The sequence below is a fragment of the Kribbella sp. CA-294648 genome, assembly GCF_050943845.1.
Taxonomy (GTDB): domain Bacteria; phylum Actinomycetota; class Actinomycetes; order Propionibacteriales; family Kribbellaceae; genus Kribbella.
The window spans coordinates 7,211,249-7,231,318 of the sequence record NZ_CP191981.1; the positions used below are offsets into that span (position 1 = coordinate 7,211,249).

Genomic DNA, 20,070 nt, shown 5'->3' on the forward strand with positions numbered 1-20,070 from the left:
GGGAGGTTTCACCACTGGGTCGGAGCTGGGGACGTCGCAGGGACACCAACCGCTGAGAAGCTTTTCTCAGGCAGGATGTCCCGGTGGCGGACCGGCCTCCGACTACTGGACGAGAGGCGCCCACCCCGGGGGCCGCATCGGCAAGGAGTACGAGATGAAGTTCATCATGCTGGCCTACACGAACGCTCAGACCTGGGTCGAGGGCAGCTGGGATCCGGAGGAGTTCCAGAAGGCCTGCGACTTCTACGAGCAACTCGGCAAGGAGCTGACCGAGAGCGGCGAGTTCGTCGCCACCGCCGGTCTCGGCGACCCGTCACTGACCCGCACCATCCGCGCCACCCCGGCCGGCACGGTCGCCGCCGACGGCCCGTACGCCGAGGTCAAGGAGGTGCTGGCCAGCTACGGCATCGTCGACGTGGTGAGCGCGGATCGTGCCTACGAGATCGCCCAGCGGATCGTCGACACGGTCGGCGACATCGTCGAGGTGCGACCGCTGATGGACGGCTCGGCGGAGTCCTGACCATGGGCGGTGCGCCGGTCCCCGAGGTGACCGAGCCCGGCTTCGAGCACCTGTTGCGTGAGCTCACGCCGCAGGTGCTCGGGGCGCTGGTCCGTCGCTACGGGCACTTCGACGCGTGCGAGGACGCCGTACAGGAGGCGCTGCTGGCGGCGTCGCAGCAGTGGCCGCGCGACGGCGTACCGGCGCAGCCGCGCGCGTGGTTGATCACTGTCGCGTCGCGGCGGCTGACCGACGAGCTCCGCAGCGAGGAGGCTCGGCGCCGCCGCGAGGACAGGCAGGCGCTGGAGGTGCCGTTGGTTGCCCCCGGCGCCGATTCCGCCGGGCCACGCGATGCCGACGACACGCTTTTGTTGCTGTTCTTGTGCTGCCATCCGTCGTTGAACCGGGCCGCGCAGATCGCGCTGACCCTGCGAGCGGTCGGCGGTCTGACCACGGACGAGATCGCCCGTGCCCTGCTGGTCCCCGAAGAGACCATGCGCAAGCGGATCACCCGGGCCAAGCAGAGCATCCGCACCTCGGGCATCCCGTTCCGCCCGCCTCCCCCTGCGGAGCTGCCTGAGCGACTGGCCGCAGTACTGCAAGTCCTGTACCTGATCTTCAACGAGGGCTACACCAGCACCGACCGCGTCGACCTCGCGGAGGAGGCCATCCGCCTTGCCCGCCTCGCCTACCGTCTTCTCCCCGACAATGGCGAGGTTGCAGGCCTGCTGGCCCTCATGCTCCTAACCCACGCCCGCAGAGCAGCCCGTACTACGCCGGCCGGCGACCTGATCCGCCTGGACGAGCAAGACCGCTCGCTCTGGGACAAGACAGCCATCGCCGAAGGCACCGCCCTGGTCACCGACGCGATGACCCGCACCGCCCTCGGTCCCTACCAACTCCAGGCCGCCATCGCTGCCGTCCACGACGAGGCGCAAACCCCCGAAGCAACCGACTGGAAGCAGATCGTTGCCCTGTACGACTTGCTGGTCCGCTTCGACGACACCCCGATCGCCCGCCTCAACCGCGCCGTGGCGATCGCGATGGTCCAAGGCCCCCAAGCCGGCCTCACCCTTATCGAAGACCTAGCCAAAGACCCGCGCCTGACCAACCACCACAGAGTCGACGTAGCCCGAGCCCACCTCCACGAACTGGCCGGCAACCACGCTGAAGCCCTCACCGCCTACCTAGCCGCAGCCCGCCGAACCACCAGCCTCCCCGAGCAGCGCTACCTCAACACCCGAGCCGCCCGCCTCCGCTAAGGCCTAAGGTTGCCGCACACCGCACAAGGCTGGGGGGAACAGCGTGACAGTGATGGGCGAGGAGTCGCAGGTCGCCTGGTCGAGCGAACTGCGGGAGAACGGCCGGGTGGTCTTCACTCCCCGTCCGCGCTGGGTGCTGAAGTTCCTGGGCGTGCTGTGGGCGCTCGTGCTGGTGCAAGTGGTTCGGCTGATTCAAGCGGACGGTCCAGACCCGGACTCGGTCCGAATCGCCTTCGCCGGGTTGTTCCTGGCGACCGCTGTGGGTAGCTCGGCCTGGTACGGCTGGCGGATCTTCACTCGGTACCCGTCGCTGACCGTCGACCAGGAAGGCGTACGGGCGGGACGCAACCGCTTCCTGCCGTGGGCCGAGGTGGGGACGGTCGGCTTCGTTCAGAGCGGGCTGGGGCAGAAGCGGCTTCCGATCGTGCCGCGAGACCAGTGGGCCAAGGATCTCACCGTTGACCAGTCCGCGATCAAGGACATTCCCGCGTTCGCGCGGTGGCTTGAAGGAGTGCTCGCCGAGCAGCGGGCAACCGGAGCGAACTGAACAACAGCGCGCCCCGGCCGAGTAGTCGGCCGGGGCGCGTTTCAAGGTGTGGCTGTTAGCTGACGTTGACGATTCGCATCGGGCTCAGGGCCTGGGCGTTGTCGGCGTCTGCGGTGAAGAGGGCTCGGTAGGCGAAGCTGCCGCGAGCCGCCGGCTTGATGCCGAAGGCGTAGGCGCCGGTGGTGCTCAATTTGACTGAGGCGATCGTGCGCCAGGTCTTGGCCGAGTAGAACTGCAGGTAGACCGGTGTGCCGTAGTGCCGTGGGGTGACGACGCCGGAGAACCTTGTCGCCTGGCCGAGCCTGATGGCAGTCGGGGACAGGACGGACGTGATGGTCGGCGCGACGTTCACGGTGATGTCGGCGGTGCGCGTTCCCATCAGGTCGGCGTTGCCCGGGAACACCATGGTGTAGACGGTCGACACGCCCGGCTTGAGGGTGTAGCTGACCGAACCGGTCGAGCTGGTCTTCAAGGTGGTGATCAGCTTGAGGGTGCTGACGTTCTTGGGACGGCCGTAAAGATGCACCGGCAGCCCCGCGAACGCCACGTTGTCGATCCGCAGCACACTCCCCTTGAGCGTGATCGCACCGCCGTAGTTGACCAGCGTCGAGGTAGTCCGGATCCCCGACTTCACCCCGCTCAGCGCCTTCGCCGAGACCGGGCTGACCTTGCCCCCACGATCCTTCACCCAGCCGGCGTACGTGTACGTCGTTGCCAGCGCGAGGCCGGTCACCTTGACCGACGACCCGGTGCCCGCGTAGACGAGCGTCCCGGTGGTCAGCGTCGGCGCCCTGCCCCCGACGTTCTGCCGGATGATGACCTGGTCGAGATCAGGCGTCGCCGGAATCGTCCAAGCCACGGTCGCGGCCTTGTACGCCCCCGTCGCGGTGAACGTCGTCAGCTTCTGCGGCGCCAGGTTGACCGTGGTGAACACCGAGTCCAGCACCGGCAGCGACGCGCCGTTCTCCTCGTGCAGCGCCTCACCAGTGATCCGGTACGTCGTGTTCTCGAGCAGCGGCGCGGACGGCGTGATCGTGCCCGTCCGGGTCGCCGCGTCGTAGCTGACCACGGTGGGCACGAACGCACCGGTCTTGGCGTTCTGCAGCCGGAGCCGGTTGGTCACCACGGTGCTCGCGTCCATGGCGCGGGCGAACGTCACCTTCGGCACCACGGTGTTCGCGACCCCGGCCGCGTAGGTGGCCGGCGAGATGTCCAGGATCGGGTAGTCATCGCCGGTGTCCGCGCCGCCTGCGCCGGCTTCGGTGATGCTGATGCTGTACGGCCGGCTGTCACGCGAGCCGTTGTTGTTGCGCACAGCAACATACGTCGTACCGGCGGCGGCACTGACGTCGGCGGTCGCGGTCAGCGGTGCCCAGATCGGACCCGCCTTCGGGTCGATCTCCGGGAACGCGTTCACCGCGTGGCCGAGAGACTTGAGGCCCGCGTCGTAGACGTCGATCTCCGGACCGACGTTCGTCCAGCTTTCGTCCCCGTTGAAGGTCGGCCCGGTCACCGAGACGCGCAGGTTGCGGGCCGCGGCCGAGTCGACGGCGTACCAGTCGACGTCGCCCTCGGTGTTGATCGCACCGGTTGCCGGGGTACCGGCGCTCACCCTGACAGCGCGAGCCGGCTGGTCGTTGCCGTCGGCAGCTCCACCGGCGAAGTCCGCACCGACCTTGCCGCCCAGGGCGGCGTACGCGTCCACGATGCCGGCGCCGTAGAACGGGTCGGTACCGCGCGGACCCGCGTCCCGGGACAGCACCTTGAGGCGGCGCGCGACCTCGGTCGTCGTCAACGACGGCCACTTGTTCCGCATCAGCGCGGCAATGCCCGCGACGATCGGCGACGAGCACGAGGTGCCGGTGCAGAACGCGTAGGGAATGTCATCGGGGTCCCCGGGAACGCGCGGGTAGGTGCTGAGGACGTCGGTCCCCGGCGCCGCGACGTCGACCCAGCTGCCGAACGAGCTGAAGTCGGTCAGCGTGCCATTGGCGGTGGTCGCGCCGACCGCGATGACCTCCGGGTACGCCGCCGGGTACTGATAGACGTTGTTGCCGTCGTTACCGGCGGCGGCGATCACCACGACGTTGCCGACGTTGACAGCGCGCTTGACGGCGTCGTGCAGCACCGGGTTGTCGCCGGGGCCGCCGAGCGACAGGTTGATCACCTTGGCACCGTGCGCGACGGCCCAGTCGATGCCCTCGGCGATGTCCGCGTCGTAGCCGGTGCCGTCGTCGGCGAGCACCTTGACCGGCATGGCCTTGGCGTTCCAGCCGACCCCGGCGACGCCGCTGCCGTTGTTGGCGGCGGCCGCGATGATGCCGAGCGTCATCGTGCCGTGGCCGTCACCGTCGATCGGGCCGCGGTTCGGAGAGGTGGCGTTGAAACCCGGGACCAGACGACCGGCCAGGTCCGGGTGACCGGCGTCGACGCCGGTGTCCAGGACGGCGACGACCTGGTTTCCGGTGGACTTGGACAGATCCCAGGCCTCCGGGACGCGGGCACCCGTCAGGTTCGCCCGCTGGTAGTTGCTGTAGTAGTAGTCGTTCGGGGTGGCAGACGCGTAGCGCCGGTAGTTCAGCGAGGCGAGCTCGACAGCGGGGTCGGCCTTCGCCTTCTTCAGCAGGTCGGCCGCGGGAGCGTCGCCGGTCAGCTTGACCACGTCCGCGACCACGGACTTGTCGGCGGTGGCCCTGAGCTTCGACGCGGTCGCGTTCCGTGCCGCGGTGTTCGCCTTCTTCTTGAACTTCACCAGAACCGAGTTCGGCTCGAATTCGGGCTTGGCCGCGGTGTGCGAGCGGAAGGCCGGCTTGTGCGGCTCGGGCGCCGCGGTGCTGGACGGGCCGGTGACGGCTACCAGCGTGGCTGCGATCAGCGCGGCGGGGACGCCGAGAAACGCGAGGTGGACAGGACGGAACGACACAGGGACCCCCCAGGGCCTCAGGAATGACAGACTGGCGGAGTATGTCAGAGGATCCTGTCCGGAACCGCGTCCGATCACCTGTCAAAAGCTGCCATCAGGTTTGCGCTACCGGCCGGACACGGAGTGCGAGCAGGACGCCGGCGAAGGTGATCAGGGCGAAAACCAGTGCCAGGCCGGGGAATCCGCCGAGGCCGAGGCCTGCGCCGCCCGCCGCGGCTCCCACGAAGGTGCCCATGCTCATCCCCGCGGCGTTGACGCTGAGCGCGGAGCCGCGGAGCGCGTCGCTGCGGCGTACCAGCAAGGTCGTGACGCAGGCGGCGACGGTGGCGTGGGCGACGCCCATCAGGGAAGTCAGCAGGAGGGTGAGCGGAAGGCTCGGGGCGAAGTAGAAGGCTGAGACGGCGAGCAGCGCAGCCAGCAGGCCCAGGAGCAGCGTCCTCTCGGAGCTGAGCCACGGCCGGTCCGCGGCCAGGTAGCGGCCGGCGAAGAGGTTGCCCACGAAGAACGATGCGCCGCTGAGCGACCAGACCAGCGCGAACCAGCCGGGAGCCAGGTCGAACTTCTCGTCGTAGAACGCCGCCATGTAAGCGAGATAGCCCATGAAAGCGGCCGTCCTCAGCATCGCGACGCCGAGGAGCGGCAGCGCACCCGGGACGTGAGCCAGGGCCCGGTACGTCGCCAGGTAGCTCATCCGCTTCGCTCCACCGGCTCGCAGCGGTGCCTTGCGACCCCAGCCGCGCCAGAAGAACGCGGCGGACAGTGCCAGTGAGATCACCGCCGCGGCGACAAGATTGCCGCGCCAGCCCCAGAACAGGCCCGGTACTGCGAGCAAGGGCGCGGCCAGCATGGCCATCATCGACGTGGTCGCCGAGACCAGCGTCGCGGCCCGGCCCGCGGCGGCGGGTGAGGTGAAGCGGTCGGCGGCCGCGGCACCGATCGACGGGGCGAGGATCGAGGTCGAGGCGCCGATCAGCAGGCAGAAGGTGGCCAGCGCGAAAACGTTGCCGATGGCTCCTAGTGCGGCCGAGAGGCCCAGCAGGGCCAGGCCGCCGGCGGCGACCAGCTCCCGGGCCAGGCGGTCGACGAGCGGTGCGAGCGCGATGCCGACGATGAGGGCTGCGAGGCCTCCGAGTCCTCGCAGACCGCCGATCTCGGCGACACTGCCGTCGGCCGCCGCCGCGATCGGCACCAGGTACATGCCGAACACGGTGAACGGAATCAGGCTCACGGCCGAGGCGAGCAGGAACGGCCACAACCGCTTGGCCATCCGCCAGTCGCCCGGCACTTCTCCTGTACTGCGTACTTCGGTCGTGGTGGTCACGGCGTGGGGGATCCGTTCTTGCGGTAGCGATAGAGGCTGGTGGGACGGGCGCTGAACTGGGAGAAGGGGAAGGGCTCCGCGGACAGGGCGGTGACACCGGAGCCGAGGAAGGCGCGGGCGACGGCGCTTCCGGTCTGAGCATAGATGGCCAGCGGCTTCGATTGCTGTAGGCAACTAGTAAGCAAGGTGTCGAAACTGCCGTTGCTCAAGGTCATTCCGGTCGCCACCACGGCGTCCGCGGCGTCGACGACCTGCGCCATGTCGCGGGAAACCGGGATTCCGGAGGCTGTTTCGCGGAGGTTGAAGTCGCACGGCAGACAGGTGCCGCCCAGCGCAGTGATTGCCTCGACCAACGGGTTCACGACGCCGATCAGGGCGACCTTCGAACCCTCGGCGACATCCAGCAGGCCGGCGACCGCCGCATCGCGGGCTCGGGCGCGCACGTCCGGCGTACCGGCTGGGAGGACGACCTCTTCGGCCTGGGCTGAGAGATGGTGTGGCTCGACAGCGGCCAGGTACGCGTCCAGGGCCGCGATCCGCACCGGCAAGGGGCCGTCGGCAATCAGCTCGGACAGCGGCAGGCCGGAGGTTTCCGCGCAGTACGACGGGTCAAGCTCGCCCGCTTCGAAGGAGCAGGCGCCGAAGACCTCGCCGACCCGCAGCAGCACGTAGTAGTTGCGATAGGTGACGTCAGCGCCAGGTAGCCGGGTGGTGTGGTGCAGCCAGAAAGCGCTGGTGACGTTGAGCTCTGAGGGCGCGGGCCCATACTCCCCGTTGAGAACTTCGGTCGTGAGGGCGGCCACGGAGGCGGTCATGGCAGATCAGCCAGCCTTTCGGCGTGATAGTTGAGGGCGGACAACTCTGGACGTCCAGCGGGCTGGAAGCAGAAGAGCAGCGAACGGCGATCGGTGGCCGTGCGATTGGGCGCGGACCGGTGGACCATCAGCCCCGGGAACATCAGCACCGATCCGGCCGGCGCCGTCACAGTCACCGCGCGCCCGACGTCGACAGTCAAGGGATCGACGAACAGTCCCGTGGGCTCGAGCGGGTCACGCCGAGCCGGGCCTTCGAGGTGGCTGCCGGGAATCAGCGTCATGGCGCCGTTCTCGACGGTGTTGTCGTCGAGCATCACGATCGCGGTGGCGATGTCGTACGCCGCGTCGCCCGCGCAGCAGTACCAGTACGGGAAGTCCTGGTGCCAGGCGAACTCCGACCCGACCCCGGCCCGCTTGAAGTTGAGCTTGGACACGAACGGCCCAACCGGTGCCCCGATCAACGACTCCATCGGTGTCGTCAGGCGTGGTTCTGTCCACAACTCGGCCAGCGTCGGGTGCAGCTGAGCCACCGGCGCGAGGCTTCGCACCGCTTTGCCCGCAGCATCCGGCTCCCAGTGGATCGTCGTACCGCGGATCTCCTCCAGCCGGTGCCCGTCCGGCCAGACCGTCACGTCGGTCTCCCCCGACTCCGCGGCCGACACCACCTCGGCGTGGACCTGCTCGGCCGCGTCGCGCAGGCGGCCGACTTCCGTTGCCGTGAACAACTGCGGCAGGAGCAGGTAGCCGGTACTCATGAAGCCCACTTTAATGCGACGGAGTCGCAGATGGGAACTCCTGGCGCTGCGCAACGACCGTTTCGCGCCGGTCCCAGGACATCGCCGACCACGGCACCGCGAGCTGGTCCAGCGAGTCGATCTCCCGCGGCCGCATGCTGGCCATCGGCCGCGCATCGGCATACCGGGAAAAAGCCGAGTCGACGTACCGGGTGCCGGTGTCGGCCGCGAGGAAGACGTGGGTGCGGCCGCTGTCACAGTTGTGTTCCCACAATGCGGACAGGTACGCCGCGCCCGCGGACAGTCCGGCGAAGACACCGCTGGTTCGGAGCAGGTCCACGGCAGCCGACATCGCGTAGTCGAAGGACACCCAGTGCAACCGGTCGTACAGCTCGTGCCGCACGTTGCGGAACTCGATCGAGCTGCCGATCCCGGCGATGATCATCTCCGGGTCCTGGGTGTGCCCGGCACCGAAGGTGATGCTGCCGAACGGCTGGACGCCGACCAGGTTCACGTCCCGTCCACGGTCCCGCAGGTACTGCGCGATAGCACCGGTCGAGGCGCCGGTGCCGACTCCCCCGACCAGACACAGCGGCCCGGACGGCACCACCTCGGAGACGAGCTCGGCCACCGCGCCGTAGCCGAGGTAGTGGATGTCGTCGTGGTACTGCCGCATCCAGTGGTACGTAGGGTTGTCCTGCAGGATCTCGCTGATCCGGCGGACCCGGAGGTTCTGGTCGAGCTGCAGGTTGTTCGAGGACGGCACCTGTTCGATCGTCGCGCCGAGGATCTCCAGCTGGATCCGCAGGGTCCGGTCGACCGTGGTCGAGCCGACGATGTGGCACTTCATCCCGTACCGATGGCAGGCCAGCGCCAGCGCGTGGGCGTAGATCCCGCTCGAGCTGTCGATCAACGTGTCGCCCGGCTGGACCGCGCCGGTCTCCAGCAGATGGCGCACCGCTCCGAGCGCGGAGTACACCTTCATCGTTTCGAATCGCAGGCAGATCAGGTCGTCGCCGACCCGGATCGGGTCCGGGTCCTTGATCGCCTCCGCCAGGTGATCGTGCAGTCGGGAAGGCTTCATCGGTTCGGCTCGCTTCTCGTGTCGGCACTACTGGTCAGCACGGGCGGCGCTTCTGGGGGTTCCTGTCCGATCAAAGCGGCCCTCACCAGCCGCTGGGTCAGTTCGGTGCTCGGTTCGGTCATGACAGTTGCCGGCGGCCCCTGTTCGACGACCCGGCCGGCGTCGAGCACCAGCACGTGGTCGGAGACGGCGGACACCAGTCCGAGGTCGTGGCTGATCCACACCAGGGCAGTGCCCTGGGTCTTCAGCTCGTTCAGGAGTTCGACCACCAGCGCGGTGCCCTGCTCGTCCAGCGCCGTGGTGATCTCGTCACACACCAGTACGTCGGGACGCGCGAGCAACGCCCTCGCGAGAGCGGCTCGCTGGAGTTCGCCGCCGGACAGTTGACTGGGCGGTCTCGCGGCGATCATCGCCGAGACGCCGAGCCTTGCCAGGGTCGCCACGGCTTCGGCTCGCGCCGCGGCCGGGGTCAGCCCGCGCAGGCGTACCGCAGTACGGGCGACTTGTTCGTCGACGAGTCGGCGTTCGTCGAAGGAGCCGCGGACTTCCTGCCAGACGTACTGGACGCGACGGTTCTGGTCGAGGGAACGCTTCCGTAGTACGGGCAGGTCTTCGCCGGCCAAAGTGATGCGGCCGGTGTGGCGCTCGTGCAGGCCGGCGAGGCAGCGCGCGAGGGTGGTCTTGCCACTGCCCGACCGGCCCACGATGCCGACACAACCACCTGGTGGCACCGCGAGATCGATGTCCTGCAGGATCGGGTCGCGGCCCCGGGTGCGCAACGACGCGGACACCTTGAATGCCTGCAGCAACGGCTCGCCTGTACTACGGGTTGCCGTGGCGATGGCTGGCCTGGTTGCGCTTGGAAGCACATCGCCGCTCACCCGGCCCGCCGACAGCACCACGACGCGATGAGCCAGTTCCCGGACCAGGTCGAGATCGTGGCTGAGCAGCAGGATGCCGAGACCCGCGTTGGCAAGGTCCTTCAGCTCGCCGACCAACTGGAGCCGTGTGATCGAGTCCAGCCCGGTGCTCGGCTCGTCCAGGACGAGCACCTTCGGACGGCACGTCAGCGCTTGCGCCAGGGCGATTCGTTGCCGCTGGCCACCGGAGAACTGATGTGGGAACCGCCGGAGTGTAGCCCGGTCGGACGGAAGCTGGGCTGCGCGCAGAGCCTCCGGCACGACCTCGGCACCCGGGTGATGCAGCTTGGCCAGCTCGGTCAGCGCCGCGCCGATCCGCCGCGCCGGATTGAGCGCGCTGCCCGGATGCTGCGGCATGTAGGCGACAACCCGGCCACGAACGTTGGCGGCTGTCGCGGTCACACCGTTGCTGTCGATGACTTTTTGCCCGTCCACTTGCACAGAGCCAGTCAGTGTCACGCCGTTGCCATGTTCACCTAACAGGGCCAGGGCAGACGTGGTCTTGCCGGACCCCGAGGCACCGACCAAGGCGGTCACCTGTCCCGGCCACACCTCGAAGTCCACGCCGTCGACGAGGATGCTCTGACCAGCCACGGCTGCCAGCCCGACGACCTTCACCAGGGCCTGCCCGGCCTGCTCTTCTGCCGTCGTCATCGCTTGACCTCGGCAAGCCGCCGCGCCCGGTGCACCAGCCGGTCGGCCAGCAGGTTGAAACCGAGCGTGAACGAGACCAGCAACAGAGCCGGCGCGAGCACGGCCCACGGCTGCAGCAACAGTCCCTCGCGGTTGCGCGAGATACTGACCGCCCAGTCCGGCGCGGTGGGGCTGAGGCCGAGACCGAGGAAGTTGACCGAAGCAACGAGGAAGACGGCCAGCGTGATCCGCGTTCCGATGTCGGCGGCAACCGGCCCGAGGACCGCGCGACCGACGTACCCGAGATGGATGCCGGCCCAGCTCTCCCGTTGCATGCGCAACGCCTCGACCACTGGACCGCTGGCAGCATCCAGTGCAGCCGCCCGGACCAATCGCGCGACGGTCGGGACGTTGACCATGGCAACCGCCAGCGTGATCGCGAGAGGCGACGCGCGCCAACCGACCGCGACCACGCTGATCACCAGCAGTGAGGGCAGCGGCAGTAGGACATCGAGTGGCCGGATCAACGCCTCGTCGACCCACCGGTGACGAGTGGAGGCGGCGACCAGACCGATCGCTCCGCCGATCAGGTACGCCGTCACAACCGCACCCAGCGCCATCCCGAGAGCCGTGCGACCACCCTCGAGCAGCAGGCTGAACACATCCCGGCCGAGCCCGTCCGTGCCGAGCAGGCCGGCCTTGTCGTACGGCAGTCCTGGTTTGACCCCGACAGAGATCATCGGGCCGAGAAATGCCACCAGCAAGGGGATCAGGACCAGCAACGTGGACACGGCGAGCGGCGTACGGGCTCTGAGAGCTCTCATCGCAGCAGCTCCGTCCGCGGGACCAGCCGGTTGCAGACGAGGTCGGCGCCCAGGTTGATCAGCAACGCGGCGACCGCGAGCACGAGAGTCAATCCTTGGACGACCGGCACGTCCCGCGTCTCCACCCCGTCGACCAGCGCCGTCGCAAACCCGGGGATCGCGAAGATCGCCTCGACCACGAGAACCCCACCCAGCAAGGTGTCCCCGGTCCTGGCCAACTCCTGTACTCCGGGAACCGCAGCGTTCGGCAGCACATGCCGGAGCAACAACCGCCGCCGGGGAACCCCGAGCCGCCGAGCCTGTACGACGTAGTCGGCATGCAGCGCATTGATCGTGCCCGCCCGCACCTGGCGGGACAGCAGGCAGACCGTGCGACCGAGGAGAACCGCGACCGGGAGCACCAGCAGCACCGGGCTCGCCAACAGCGATCCACCGACCCAGGTAGCGGGCAGCCATCCGAGTTTCAGCGAGAAGATCGCAACCAGCACGACCGCGATGACGAAGTCGGGGATCGCGCTCAGCGCCAAGGTGATCGAGGTGATGGTCCGGTCCAGCCGGCCGTTCTCCCGCGTCCCCATCAAGATGCCGAGGGCAACCGCCAGCGGAACGACGACCGCCAGTGTGGCGAGGGTGAGGACCAGGGTTGCTCCGGCCGACGCCTTGACGATGTCGAGCACCGGGCCGCCGCTGATCAGCGACGTCCCGAGGTCGCCGGTCAGCACGTTGCCGAACCAGTGGGTGAACCGCTCGAGAGCAGGTTGATCCAACCCGAGTTGCTCACGCAGCCGGGCGACCTGCTCAGGCGTCAGCGTCTCGGTGAACCGCATGTCCGCGGCGTCGCCGGGGAGCAACGCCGTCAGGACGAAGACGAGGATCGAGAGGACAGCCAGCTGGACCAGTGCCAATGCGGCCCGCTGGGCAGCATAGGACCGCATTCAGGCCAGCCACACCTTGTCGAACCGGGCCGACTCCAGAGTGTTCGGCGGCACGGCCTGGACACCTTGCACCTTGGCCGACACCGCGACCATGAAGTCGGGATGCCCCCAGGCGAGAATGCCGCCGGTGTCCCGCAACGTCTTCTGCAGTTCTCCGTACTTCGCCGTCCGGGCCGCCTCGTCGGTCTGCACCTGCGCGGCGGCGAACGCGGCATCGAAAGCCGGCTGCTTCCAGTGCGTCACGTTGAACGGCGACTTCGACAGCAACCGGTCGGTGATGTACTGCGGAATCGGCATCGCCCCCGAGCGGTGACTGCCGATCGCGCCCTTGGTGAGCAGGTCCTTCGAGTAGGTCTGGGCGCTGCCGGTGGTGACCTTGAGCTTCACGCCCGCCTCGGCGACCTGCTCGGCGAACAGCGTCGCCGCTTCGACGAAGCCCGCCGAAGCATCGGCGGTGAAGATCTCGACCTCCTTGTTCAGCAGGCCGGCCTTCTTCAGCAGGGCCTTCGCCTCCTCGACGTTCCGCTCGCGCTGCGGCAGGTCGGCCGGGTAGTACTGGAAGCCCTTGCCGAACAGGTCGTTGCCCACCACCCCGCGACCGGCGAGCACGACGTCCACCAGCCGCTGCCGGTCCGCGAGCAGCTTGAAGGCCATCCGGACATCCGGATTGTCGAAGGGCGCCTGGTCCACCTTCATCACGAACGCCTGCGTCGTGCTGCCCTTGGCCGCGACGATCTTGACCGTCTTACCCGCCTCGGCGGTCCGGGCGAAGGTCGCGGTCATGTCGTTCGCGTACTCCGCCTGGCCACCCTGCAACGCGTTGGCGCGCGCCTCGGCGTCGGCCGAGAGGATGTGCAGCTCCTCGAGCTTCGCCGCGCCGTCCCAGTAGTCGTCGTACCGGCCGGCGACCATCGAGCGGCCGGCCTCGAACGAGACGAACTTGAACGCGCCGGTACCGATCGGCTTGGTCGGGTCCTTGAAGCCGTCGCGGACGATCTGGGTGCCGATACCGGCCAGCAACGCCGGGAACTCGGCGTTCGGGGCGGTCAGCACGAGCTCGACGGTGCGCGGGTCGATCGCCTTGCAGCGGCGCAGGTCCAGCGCGGCCAGCGACGACTGCGCGACCCGCTCGGGCGCGGCCGGGTCGGCCATCCGGGCCAGGCTGTAGAGCACGTCCTCGCTGGTCAGCTTCTTGCCGTCGTGGAAGGTCGCGTCCCGCAACGTGAACCGCCAGGTCGCGCCCTGCGCGTCCGGCTCCCACTTCTCGGCCAGGCGTGGCAACGGTTTCAGGTCCGGCCCGAGCTCGACGAGCTTCTCGTACATCGCCTTGTGCCGGGCGATGTCGACGAACAGGCTCTGCACGTGCGGGTCGAGGACCTCCTTGGCGCCACCACCGGCGAAGACGGCGCGCAGCCTGCCGCCCGCCTTCGGCTGGGCAGCCGCGTCAGTGCTGCCGCCGGATCCGCAACCGGTCAGCGCGGCCAGGCTCAGACCCCCGGCCAAACCGAGGAATCCCCGTCTGTTCAGAACATCGGACATCCGTTTTTCCTTCACGGTCGGGGGCTCCGACGAGGAGTGGTCGTCGGGTCAGAATCCTGCCGTTAATGAAAATAGTTGTCAAATTCAGGCGCATCTGAACGGACCTCTTCATTGTTCCGCCAGACCCCGCGCCCCCGTCGCCCGTAACGGCGTGTCACCAGCTTCCAACCCCGAGTACTGGCAGTCACCACCACCTTCCGCCCCACCCCGCCCCTCGCCCGCCCGCCGCCCGCCGCCCGGCGTTTGAGGGGTCAACCCCGCAGTTGGTGGGTTGCCCCCTCGGATTCCCGGGGGGCAACCCACCCTTTGCGGGGTTGACCCCTCAGAGGTCGCGCGAGAGGGCGTGGGGGCGAGGGGGCTGCGTCAGCAGTCGGCGAGGGGGGTGTCGGCGGCGCGGGTGGGGAGGTCGGCCAGGACGCGGTCGAGCAGTTTGGCGAGGAGGTCCTGCTCTTCGCGGGTCAGCTGGTCGAGGAAGTGGCTTCTGACCGCGTCCACGTGGTCCGGCGCGGCTGCTTCGATCGCGACCCGGCCGGCCTCGGTCAAGCGGACCATCGAGCCGCGGGCGTCGGACTCGCACTCCTCGCGAACCACCAGCCCGCGCTTCTCCATCCGGCTGACCTGGTGCGACAGGCGGCTGCGCTCCCACCCGATCGAGCGGCCGAGGTCGCGCGTGCGCAGTACGCCGGAGTCCGCGACGGAGAGCGGATGCAGGAGCGCGTAGTCCGCGCCGGACAGCCCGGCGTTGCGGATCAGGCGGCCTTCGAGCGTCGTGGTCAGCTCGCGGTAGGCGTCGCGGTACAGCTGCCAGAGCTGTGCTTCCCGCGCATCGAGCCCCCGCGTCTCCTTCATCCACCCATCGTACGTGGCCTGTTGACATGTCACTGAGCTACGGCGTACGGGACAGGGCGACGGCGAGTCCGACCGTGCCGGCCATGACGAGGAGCTCGACCGCGGCGAGCCGCCAGAAGGCGGCCGGCTCGTTGGCGGCGAGGGCCGGGAGCGTGGCCTGGCGGTGCATGCGGCCGATCCAGACGAGCAGGACGAAGGCGACCGCCTTGGCGAAGACCAGTGCGCCGTACCCGGTGGTCACCCACTGGGTGATGAGACCGAAGCCGTCGTCACGGCCACCGAGGTGGATCTCGGCGGTGAGCAGGCCGGTGAGCCCGATCGTCACGGCGCACGCGAAGGCGAGGCGGCTGAACCTCTCGATCATCGCCAGCTGGTCGCGGCCGTAGCGCAGTACCGAACCGAGCCCACCGATCCAGGCGGTCGCGCAGAAGACGTGGACGACGAGTGACGCGGTCGCGAGGACCGACCAGAGGTTTGTCTGCTCGGTCGCGCCGTGTCCGGTCAGGAGCGGGCCGGTCAGGGCCGCGGCGATCAGGACGAGCGCTACCCGCGCGGTCGCGACCGTGCGCGCACCCGAAAGGATCACCGCGAGCACAGCGGTCAGTACGACGGTGAGCGCGAGCGCCCTGACCTGGTCTAGCGAGCCCGCATCCCCGGCCCGCGCAGCCAGCTGCGACAGCGGCACGCCGAGGATGACCGAAGCTGTGGTCAGCAACAACCCGATACTCGCCACGGCCCACAGCCCTGCCGTTACGGCGGCATCCTGGCAGGCCCGAAGGGCTTGTCCTGAAAGCTTCTTATCTGTTGCTGTTAGCAACCATGCCGCTGCGAGGACCGCTCCACCGGTGGCGACAGCGGCGAGGTCGGCGAGCAGGCGTAGTACGGGGACTGCCCACGAGGCCGGCTGGCCGGCACCCGTCAGGCCCGCGGGCAGCGGCTTCGGCGCGCCGCCCGCCAGCACCAACGCCGCAACCAGTACTACGACGCCTGCGGTGACAACTCCAAGCCCTAGGGCCTTTCTCATTGCGGCGGCGGCGCGGGTTTACGGCGGACGATCACGATGGCCAGGGCGACGACGACCAGCATCACCAGGGACATCGCGACGATCACCACCACGTTCGACCCGCTGTCCTTGGTGGCCGGTGATCCGGCGACCGGCGTGGCCGGGTGGCCGGCGTGGGTGATCGTGAAGCTGGCGGTGACAGTGATCGGGTGGCCGTCGGCGGAGACGATCCGGGCATCGACGGTGTACTTGCCGATGTCGACCAGCCCGTCGACCGGCTGGGTGACGGTCTTGTCGATCACCTTGAGCTCGCCGGTGGACACGTTGGTCCCCTTGGGTGACTTGACCTGTACGACGGCGCCGGTACTGCCGACCGGCTCGTTGAAGGTCAGCACGACCTCCGTCGGCGGCACGGCCTGGGTCGAACCGTCGGCCGGCGTCATGGATTCGAGTTTGGCGTGCGCCGCCGCCGTCCCGGTGGAGCCCACCAGGACGAGCAGCGACGCCACCAGCACAGCGGCTGTTCGACGCACGATTACGGCGTCGCCTTCCGTGTCCGCCCGGCCCGCAGACCGAGCCCAAGACCGACCAGACCGAGCAGCAACCCGCCTGCACCGAGCGCGCGGGCGAGGGTGTCCGTGTTGTCCACCTCAGTGGTGGGCGCCACCGGCGTCAGGGCTGCGGCGAGCTTCAGCGTGGGCGCCGGGTGCTCCGGCTTGTCCGCGCCGTCCTTGGCGAGCTGCTCCCACTTGACCACCTCGCCGTCGCTGTAGGTCTGGACCGCCGGGAAGTTGAGCGTGTCGACGCCCTCGGGCAGCTTGCCGACCGACAACGCGAACTCGTCGAAGTCGTTCGGCGGTACGCCGCCGGCCGCGGCCGTCCAGGTGACGGTGGTGATCGCCTCGGACAGCGTGACGTCACCGACCTTCACCGGCTGCGGCAGCTTCTCGGTCGTCTTGACCACCTTCCAGCCGTCCTTCACCTGCGCGCCGACATGGGCGAACGGGTGATCCTTCGGCAGCGAGACGACCAGCTTGGTGGTACTGGCGCTGTCCGACTCGGTCGGCACCCGGAACACCAGCTTGGCGTAACCGCCCGGCTTGGCGTCCGGCGACGACACCGTGACATGGGCGGAGGCCGAACCGGCGGCTCCGGCCAGGATGAGCGCACTGGCCGCGGCGATCGCGGCAGCGCGGAGTACAAACGTCTGAGGCATGACGGAAAACCCTTCGCGGGCAACGGTTGCGAACCGTCCCGCGAGAGCACGGGACGGTCAGGACAGAGCTCCGAGAACCCGGTACTGCGGAGGCCCGCGCCGCGAGACCCCCGAGGTCAGCCACCGCTGGGTCAGCCGAGGCTGCTCCGGTACGCCGGGCAGCGCTGCGCGCACACCGGGGATCGCGACGGCGGGCTCGGGAAGGTGCGGGACCAGACGCGCGAGGATCCGCACTACACGCTGAACCCACCGATGAGTGCTGCCGACGAGAACCACACCGGCCAGCAAGACCAGCAGGTGGGCAGCCGACATAGCCGCCGCCCCACCAACCCCGTCGTGCATCCCAGCCGCAAACCCACCCGCAGCCTCACCCGCCCCAGGCACCGCACTCCCGCCGCCATGCAGCATCCCCGCCATCTCCCCCGCCCCATGGCCCATCGCGGCATGACCCGCTGCCGCGGACTGGTCCGCGGCAGTCGCGGCGTGAGCCAGCGTGGCGTGGTGCGTCGCCGCTGCCGTCGCGGCGTCCGACATCGACGTCGGGGCGTGCCCCATCGCGGCATGGTCCATCGCCGTGGCGGCGTGCCCCATGGCGGCGTGGCCGGTGGGCGTCGGGGCTGGTGTGGAGGCTGGGTGGGTTAGGTCGAGGGTTAGGTGAGCGGTTAGTTGGAGGGTGGCGAGGGTGGTGATTGAGAGGATGCGGCGGCCGGTCAGGTGTTCGCCGAGGGACCAGCCGATGGCGGCCAGCACGACCAGCTGCGGCAGCACCGCGAGCGAAACGGATCCACCCGCCAGCGCATGACCGACCGCCGCGACCGCGACGCTCAGCGCCGTGATCGCGGATGTCGCACTGGTCTCGGCACGCAAACCCGGTAACCCCCGTCAGTCGCTGCGGCGACGGACCGCCCTCCACCCCACTCTACGTTCGGGCAGGTCCCACAGGTTCCCGGCTCAGTGCGCCGTCGCGAAACGCAGTACGGAACCGAAGAATTCCCCGGGCTCCTCCAGATGGCCGAAGTGCCCGCTGCCGGCCAGTACGACGAGTTCGGAGCCGGCGATCCCGTCGTGCAACTGACGCGCGCCACCGAACTCCTGGCCGTTGAACGCCATCCCGTCGTAGACGATGATCCCGCGCACCCGGTCCGGGTAGTCCAGCGCAAACTGCAGCCCGACGAACCCGCCGTGCGAGTGACCCAGGAAGAACACCTTCTCCTCGCCGAACTGCTGAGCCACCTTTGCGGCAGTTTGCCCGGCCCCCGCACCGATCGGCAGCTCGCCACGTTCAGACCGATACCGTGAAGGCGCGCGCCCCCATCGGCGGGCCCGTCGTGGATGATGGGCGGCATGAGTGCGGGTGTGCCGGTGCTGGAGATCGGTGGGAGTCATGTGACGGCGGCGATGGTGTCGCCTTCAACCGGGGTGGTCGAGGGCGTGCATCGAGCCGGCCTGGATTCGAAGGCTGATGCCGATTCGATCATCGGCGAGCTGTGCGCGGCCGCCCGGCAGTTGCCGTTGGCAAGGGGTCTGGCGGTGGCGTTGCCCGGGCCGTTCGACTTCGCGGCCGGCGTGGCGTGGTACCAGCTGGACAAGTTCGCGTCCCTCTACGGGCACGACCTCGGCCAGAGCCTGCGCGAACGCCTCGGGCTCGACCAGGTCATCTTCCTGAACGACGCCGAGGCGTTCACGGTCGGCGAGTGGTCAGCAGGCGAACTCCGCGGCCTGGACCGCTGCGCCGGCATCACCATCGGCACCGGCATCGGCTCCGCCTTCCTCGCCAACGGCCGCGCCATCCGCACCGGCGACACCGTCCCACCCGGCGGCGAGCTCTACCGAACTACCCACAACGGCCGCCCGCTCGAAGACTGGATCTCCGCCCGAGCCATCCTCAACCGGTACGCCGAACTGCTCGGCTCGCCACTGCCCCGTAGTACCGGCGTCAAAGAAATCGCTGAACTGGCGCGGGCGGGAGACGAAAAGGCCAAGGGTGCTCTGGTCGGAGCGTTTCAGGATTTGTCCGACGCACTGGTGCCGTGGCTCGAGCGGTTCGGCGCGACTCGGGTGGTGCTCGGCGGGTCGATCTCCGGCGCGTTCGACGTGGTGGCCGACGTGTTCCCGTTCCCCGTCAGCGCCACCGCCGACACCGAACACTCCGCCCTGATCGGCGCGGCCGCGCACTACCAGCGCAGTACGGGCTCCGGAAACTGACGGCGGCGGTCGCTACGGTGGCCGACATGCCTGCTCGCAAACCCACCGTCCGCATCGCCACCCCTCGACTGCGCACGCAGCTCGACGAGAAAACGCTGACCGTCGACGAGGTGGAGGACGAGGACCGGCTCACCGACCTCGCGCTGACCGACCAGGATCTGGGCGGTCTGCTCGCCGAGCACCTCGAGCTCAGCGGCTGCCGCCTGACCAGGGTCAACCTCGGCGGCTCGGACCTCGACAAGCTGATCCTGGTCGACCTCGAGATCGACCACTGCGATCTCGCCAACGCGCGCTGGGCCGACGCCTCGGGCACCCGGCTGGCGATCTCGTCGTCGCGGCTGACCGGGTTCGCCGGCTCGGGGACCAACCTGCAGCACGTGACCGTGCGCGACTCGGTGCTCGACTTCAGCTCGTTCCGGTTCGCGAAGTTCGTGAAGGTCGAGTTCACCGACTGCCGGTTGCAGAGTGCGGACTTCGTCTCGGCCGACCTGACCGGCACGGTCTTCCGCCGCTGCGACCTGACCGGCGTCGAGTTCTCCCAAGTGACCGCCAACGGTGCGGTCTTCGTCGACTGCACCTGGGACGGCACCCGCGGCATCGGCAGCCTGGCCGGCGCCACCATCGCCAACTCCTCCCCCATCGACACCCTCGCCGTCACCATCGCGATGGCCTCGGCGCTGGGCATCAAACTCGGCGACCCGGACGACTCGCCAGAAGCAGGTCCTGGCAGTTCTTAAGGTTCGATGGGCCGCCTGGTCGAG

Annotated in this window: 20 protein-coding genes; 5 read left to right on the top strand and 15 right to left on the bottom strand. The window is 68.9% G+C overall.

Annotation, left to right across the window (positions count from 1 at the left end; translation table 11 throughout):
* Window positions 1-154: 154 nt before the first annotated feature.
* The 3 genes from ACQPYM_RS34200 to ACQPYM_RS34210 are packed head-to-tail and all read left to right on the top strand — an operon-like array spanning window position 155 to window position 2,308.
* Entirely contained in the window at window positions 155-520 is a 366-nt protein-coding gene (locus tag ACQPYM_RS34200) for a YciI family protein (RefSeq protein ID WP_433008871.1), read from the top strand.
* A 2-nt stretch (window positions 521-522) separates the two neighbouring features.
* Window positions 523-1,761: an RNA polymerase sigma factor gene (locus ACQPYM_RS34205; RefSeq protein WP_433008873.1), complete on the top strand. Its 1,239-nt coding sequence runs from the start codon at window positions 523-525 to the stop codon at window positions 1,759-1,761.
* 52 nt (window positions 1,762-1,813) lie between these two features.
* The gene (locus ACQPYM_RS34210) at window positions 1,814-2,308 is read left to right on the top strand and encodes a hypothetical protein (protein ID WP_433008876.1); all 495 of its coding nucleotides are present in this window, start codon (window positions 1,814-1,816) and stop codon (window positions 2,306-2,308) included.
* A 55-nt stretch (window positions 2,309-2,363) separates the two neighbouring features.
* Here ACQPYM_RS34210 and ACQPYM_RS34215 read toward each other — a convergent pair whose 3' ends face one another.
* The 15 genes from ACQPYM_RS34215 to ACQPYM_RS34285 form a co-directional block, all read right to left on the bottom strand.
* On the bottom strand, window positions 2,364-5,231 hold the full coding sequence (locus ACQPYM_RS34215; protein WP_433008879.1) for a S8 family serine peptidase: 2,868 nt from the start codon (window positions 5,229-5,231) through the stop codon (window positions 2,364-2,366).
* Between the two features lie 94 nt (window positions 5,232-5,325).
* Window positions 5,326-6,552: an MFS transporter gene (locus tag ACQPYM_RS34220; RefSeq protein WP_433008882.1), complete on the bottom strand. Its 1,227-nt coding sequence runs from the start codon at window positions 6,550-6,552 to the stop codon at window positions 5,326-5,328.
* A complete protein-coding gene (locus ACQPYM_RS34225) occupies window positions 6,549-7,367 on the bottom strand; it encodes a Rossmann-like domain-containing protein (RefSeq protein ID WP_433008885.1) in 819 nt (272 codons plus the stop codon). Before ACQPYM_RS34225 ends, ACQPYM_RS34220 begins: the two co-directional genes overlap by 4 nt.
* Window positions 7,364-8,122 carry a phytanoyl-CoA dioxygenase family protein gene (locus ACQPYM_RS34230; protein WP_433008887.1) on the bottom strand — a complete coding sequence of 253 codons (759 nt, stop codon included), beginning with the start codon at window positions 8,120-8,122 and terminating at the stop codon, window positions 7,364-7,366. Before ACQPYM_RS34230 ends, ACQPYM_RS34225 begins: the two co-directional genes overlap by 4 nt.
* A 10-nt stretch (window positions 8,123-8,132) precedes the next feature.
* The gene (locus ACQPYM_RS34235; RefSeq protein ID WP_433008890.1) at window positions 8,133-9,185 is read right to left on the bottom strand and encodes a pyridoxal-phosphate dependent enzyme; all 1,053 of its coding nucleotides are present in this window, start codon (window positions 9,183-9,185) and stop codon (window positions 8,133-8,135) included.
* Window positions 9,182-10,759: an ABC transporter ATP-binding protein gene (locus ACQPYM_RS34240; protein ID WP_433008893.1), complete on the bottom strand. Its 1,578-nt coding sequence runs from the start codon at window positions 10,757-10,759 to the stop codon at window positions 9,182-9,184. The genes ACQPYM_RS34235 and ACQPYM_RS34240 overlap by 4 nt, the downstream gene beginning before the upstream one ends.
* Window positions 10,756-11,562: an ABC transporter permease gene (locus tag ACQPYM_RS34245; protein ID WP_433008896.1), complete on the bottom strand. Its 807-nt coding sequence runs from the start codon at window positions 11,560-11,562 to the stop codon at window positions 10,756-10,758. The genes ACQPYM_RS34240 and ACQPYM_RS34245 overlap by 4 nt, the downstream gene beginning before the upstream one ends.
* Window positions 11,559-12,497 (bottom strand): ABC transporter permease, encoded by a 939-nt coding sequence (locus ACQPYM_RS34250; protein ID WP_433008899.1) that lies wholly within the window; start codon window positions 12,495-12,497, stop codon window positions 11,559-11,561. The genes ACQPYM_RS34245 and ACQPYM_RS34250 overlap by 4 nt, the downstream gene beginning before the upstream one ends.
* The gene (locus tag ACQPYM_RS34255; RefSeq protein ID WP_433008902.1) at window positions 12,498-14,036 is read right to left on the bottom strand and encodes an ABC transporter substrate-binding protein; all 1,539 of its coding nucleotides are present in this window, start codon (window positions 14,034-14,036) and stop codon (window positions 12,498-12,500) included.
* 363 nt (window positions 14,037-14,399) lie between these two features.
* Window positions 14,400-14,885 (bottom strand): MarR family winged helix-turn-helix transcriptional regulator, encoded by a 486-nt coding sequence (locus ACQPYM_RS34260; RefSeq protein ID WP_433008905.1) that lies wholly within the window; start codon window positions 14,883-14,885, stop codon window positions 14,400-14,402.
* A 37-nt stretch (window positions 14,886-14,922) separates the two neighbouring features.
* On the bottom strand, window positions 14,923-15,909 hold the full coding sequence (locus ACQPYM_RS34265) for a copper resistance D family protein (protein ID WP_433008908.1): 987 nt from the start codon (window positions 15,907-15,909) through the stop codon (window positions 14,923-14,925).
* Window positions 15,906-16,421, bottom strand: a complete 516-nt coding sequence (locus ACQPYM_RS34270) for a copper resistance CopC family protein (protein WP_433008911.1) — start codon at window positions 16,419-16,421, stop codon at window positions 15,906-15,908. The genes ACQPYM_RS34265 and ACQPYM_RS34270 overlap by 4 nt, the downstream gene beginning before the upstream one ends.
* A gap of 2 nt (window positions 16,422-16,423) precedes the next feature.
* Complete coding sequence (locus ACQPYM_RS34275) at window positions 16,424-17,104, bottom strand: YcnI family copper-binding membrane protein (protein WP_433008914.1); 681 nt, start codon at window positions 17,102-17,104, stop codon at window positions 16,424-16,426.
* Window positions 17,105-17,161: 57 nt separating this feature from the next.
* Window positions 17,162-17,971: a hypothetical protein gene (locus tag ACQPYM_RS34280; protein ID WP_433008917.1), complete on the bottom strand. Its 810-nt coding sequence runs from the start codon at window positions 17,969-17,971 to the stop codon at window positions 17,162-17,164.
* An 84-nt stretch (window positions 17,972-18,055) separates the two neighbouring features.
* The gene (locus ACQPYM_RS34285) at window positions 18,056-18,337 is read right to left on the bottom strand and encodes an alpha/beta fold hydrolase (RefSeq protein ID WP_433008920.1); all 282 of its coding nucleotides are present in this window, start codon (window positions 18,335-18,337) and stop codon (window positions 18,056-18,058) included.
* A gap of 111 nt (window positions 18,338-18,448) precedes the next feature.
* Between ACQPYM_RS34285 and ACQPYM_RS34290 the strand changes: the two genes are divergently transcribed.
* A complete protein-coding gene (locus tag ACQPYM_RS34290) occupies window positions 18,449-19,309 on the top strand; it encodes an ROK family protein (RefSeq protein WP_433008923.1) in 861 nt (286 codons plus the stop codon).
* A gap of 26 nt (window positions 19,310-19,335) precedes the next feature.
* Window positions 19,336-20,046, top strand: coding sequence for a pentapeptide repeat-containing protein (locus ACQPYM_RS34295; protein ID WP_433008926.1), 711 nt, complete (start codon window positions 19,336-19,338; stop codon window positions 20,044-20,046).
* Window positions 20,047-20,070: the final 24 nt, after the last annotated feature.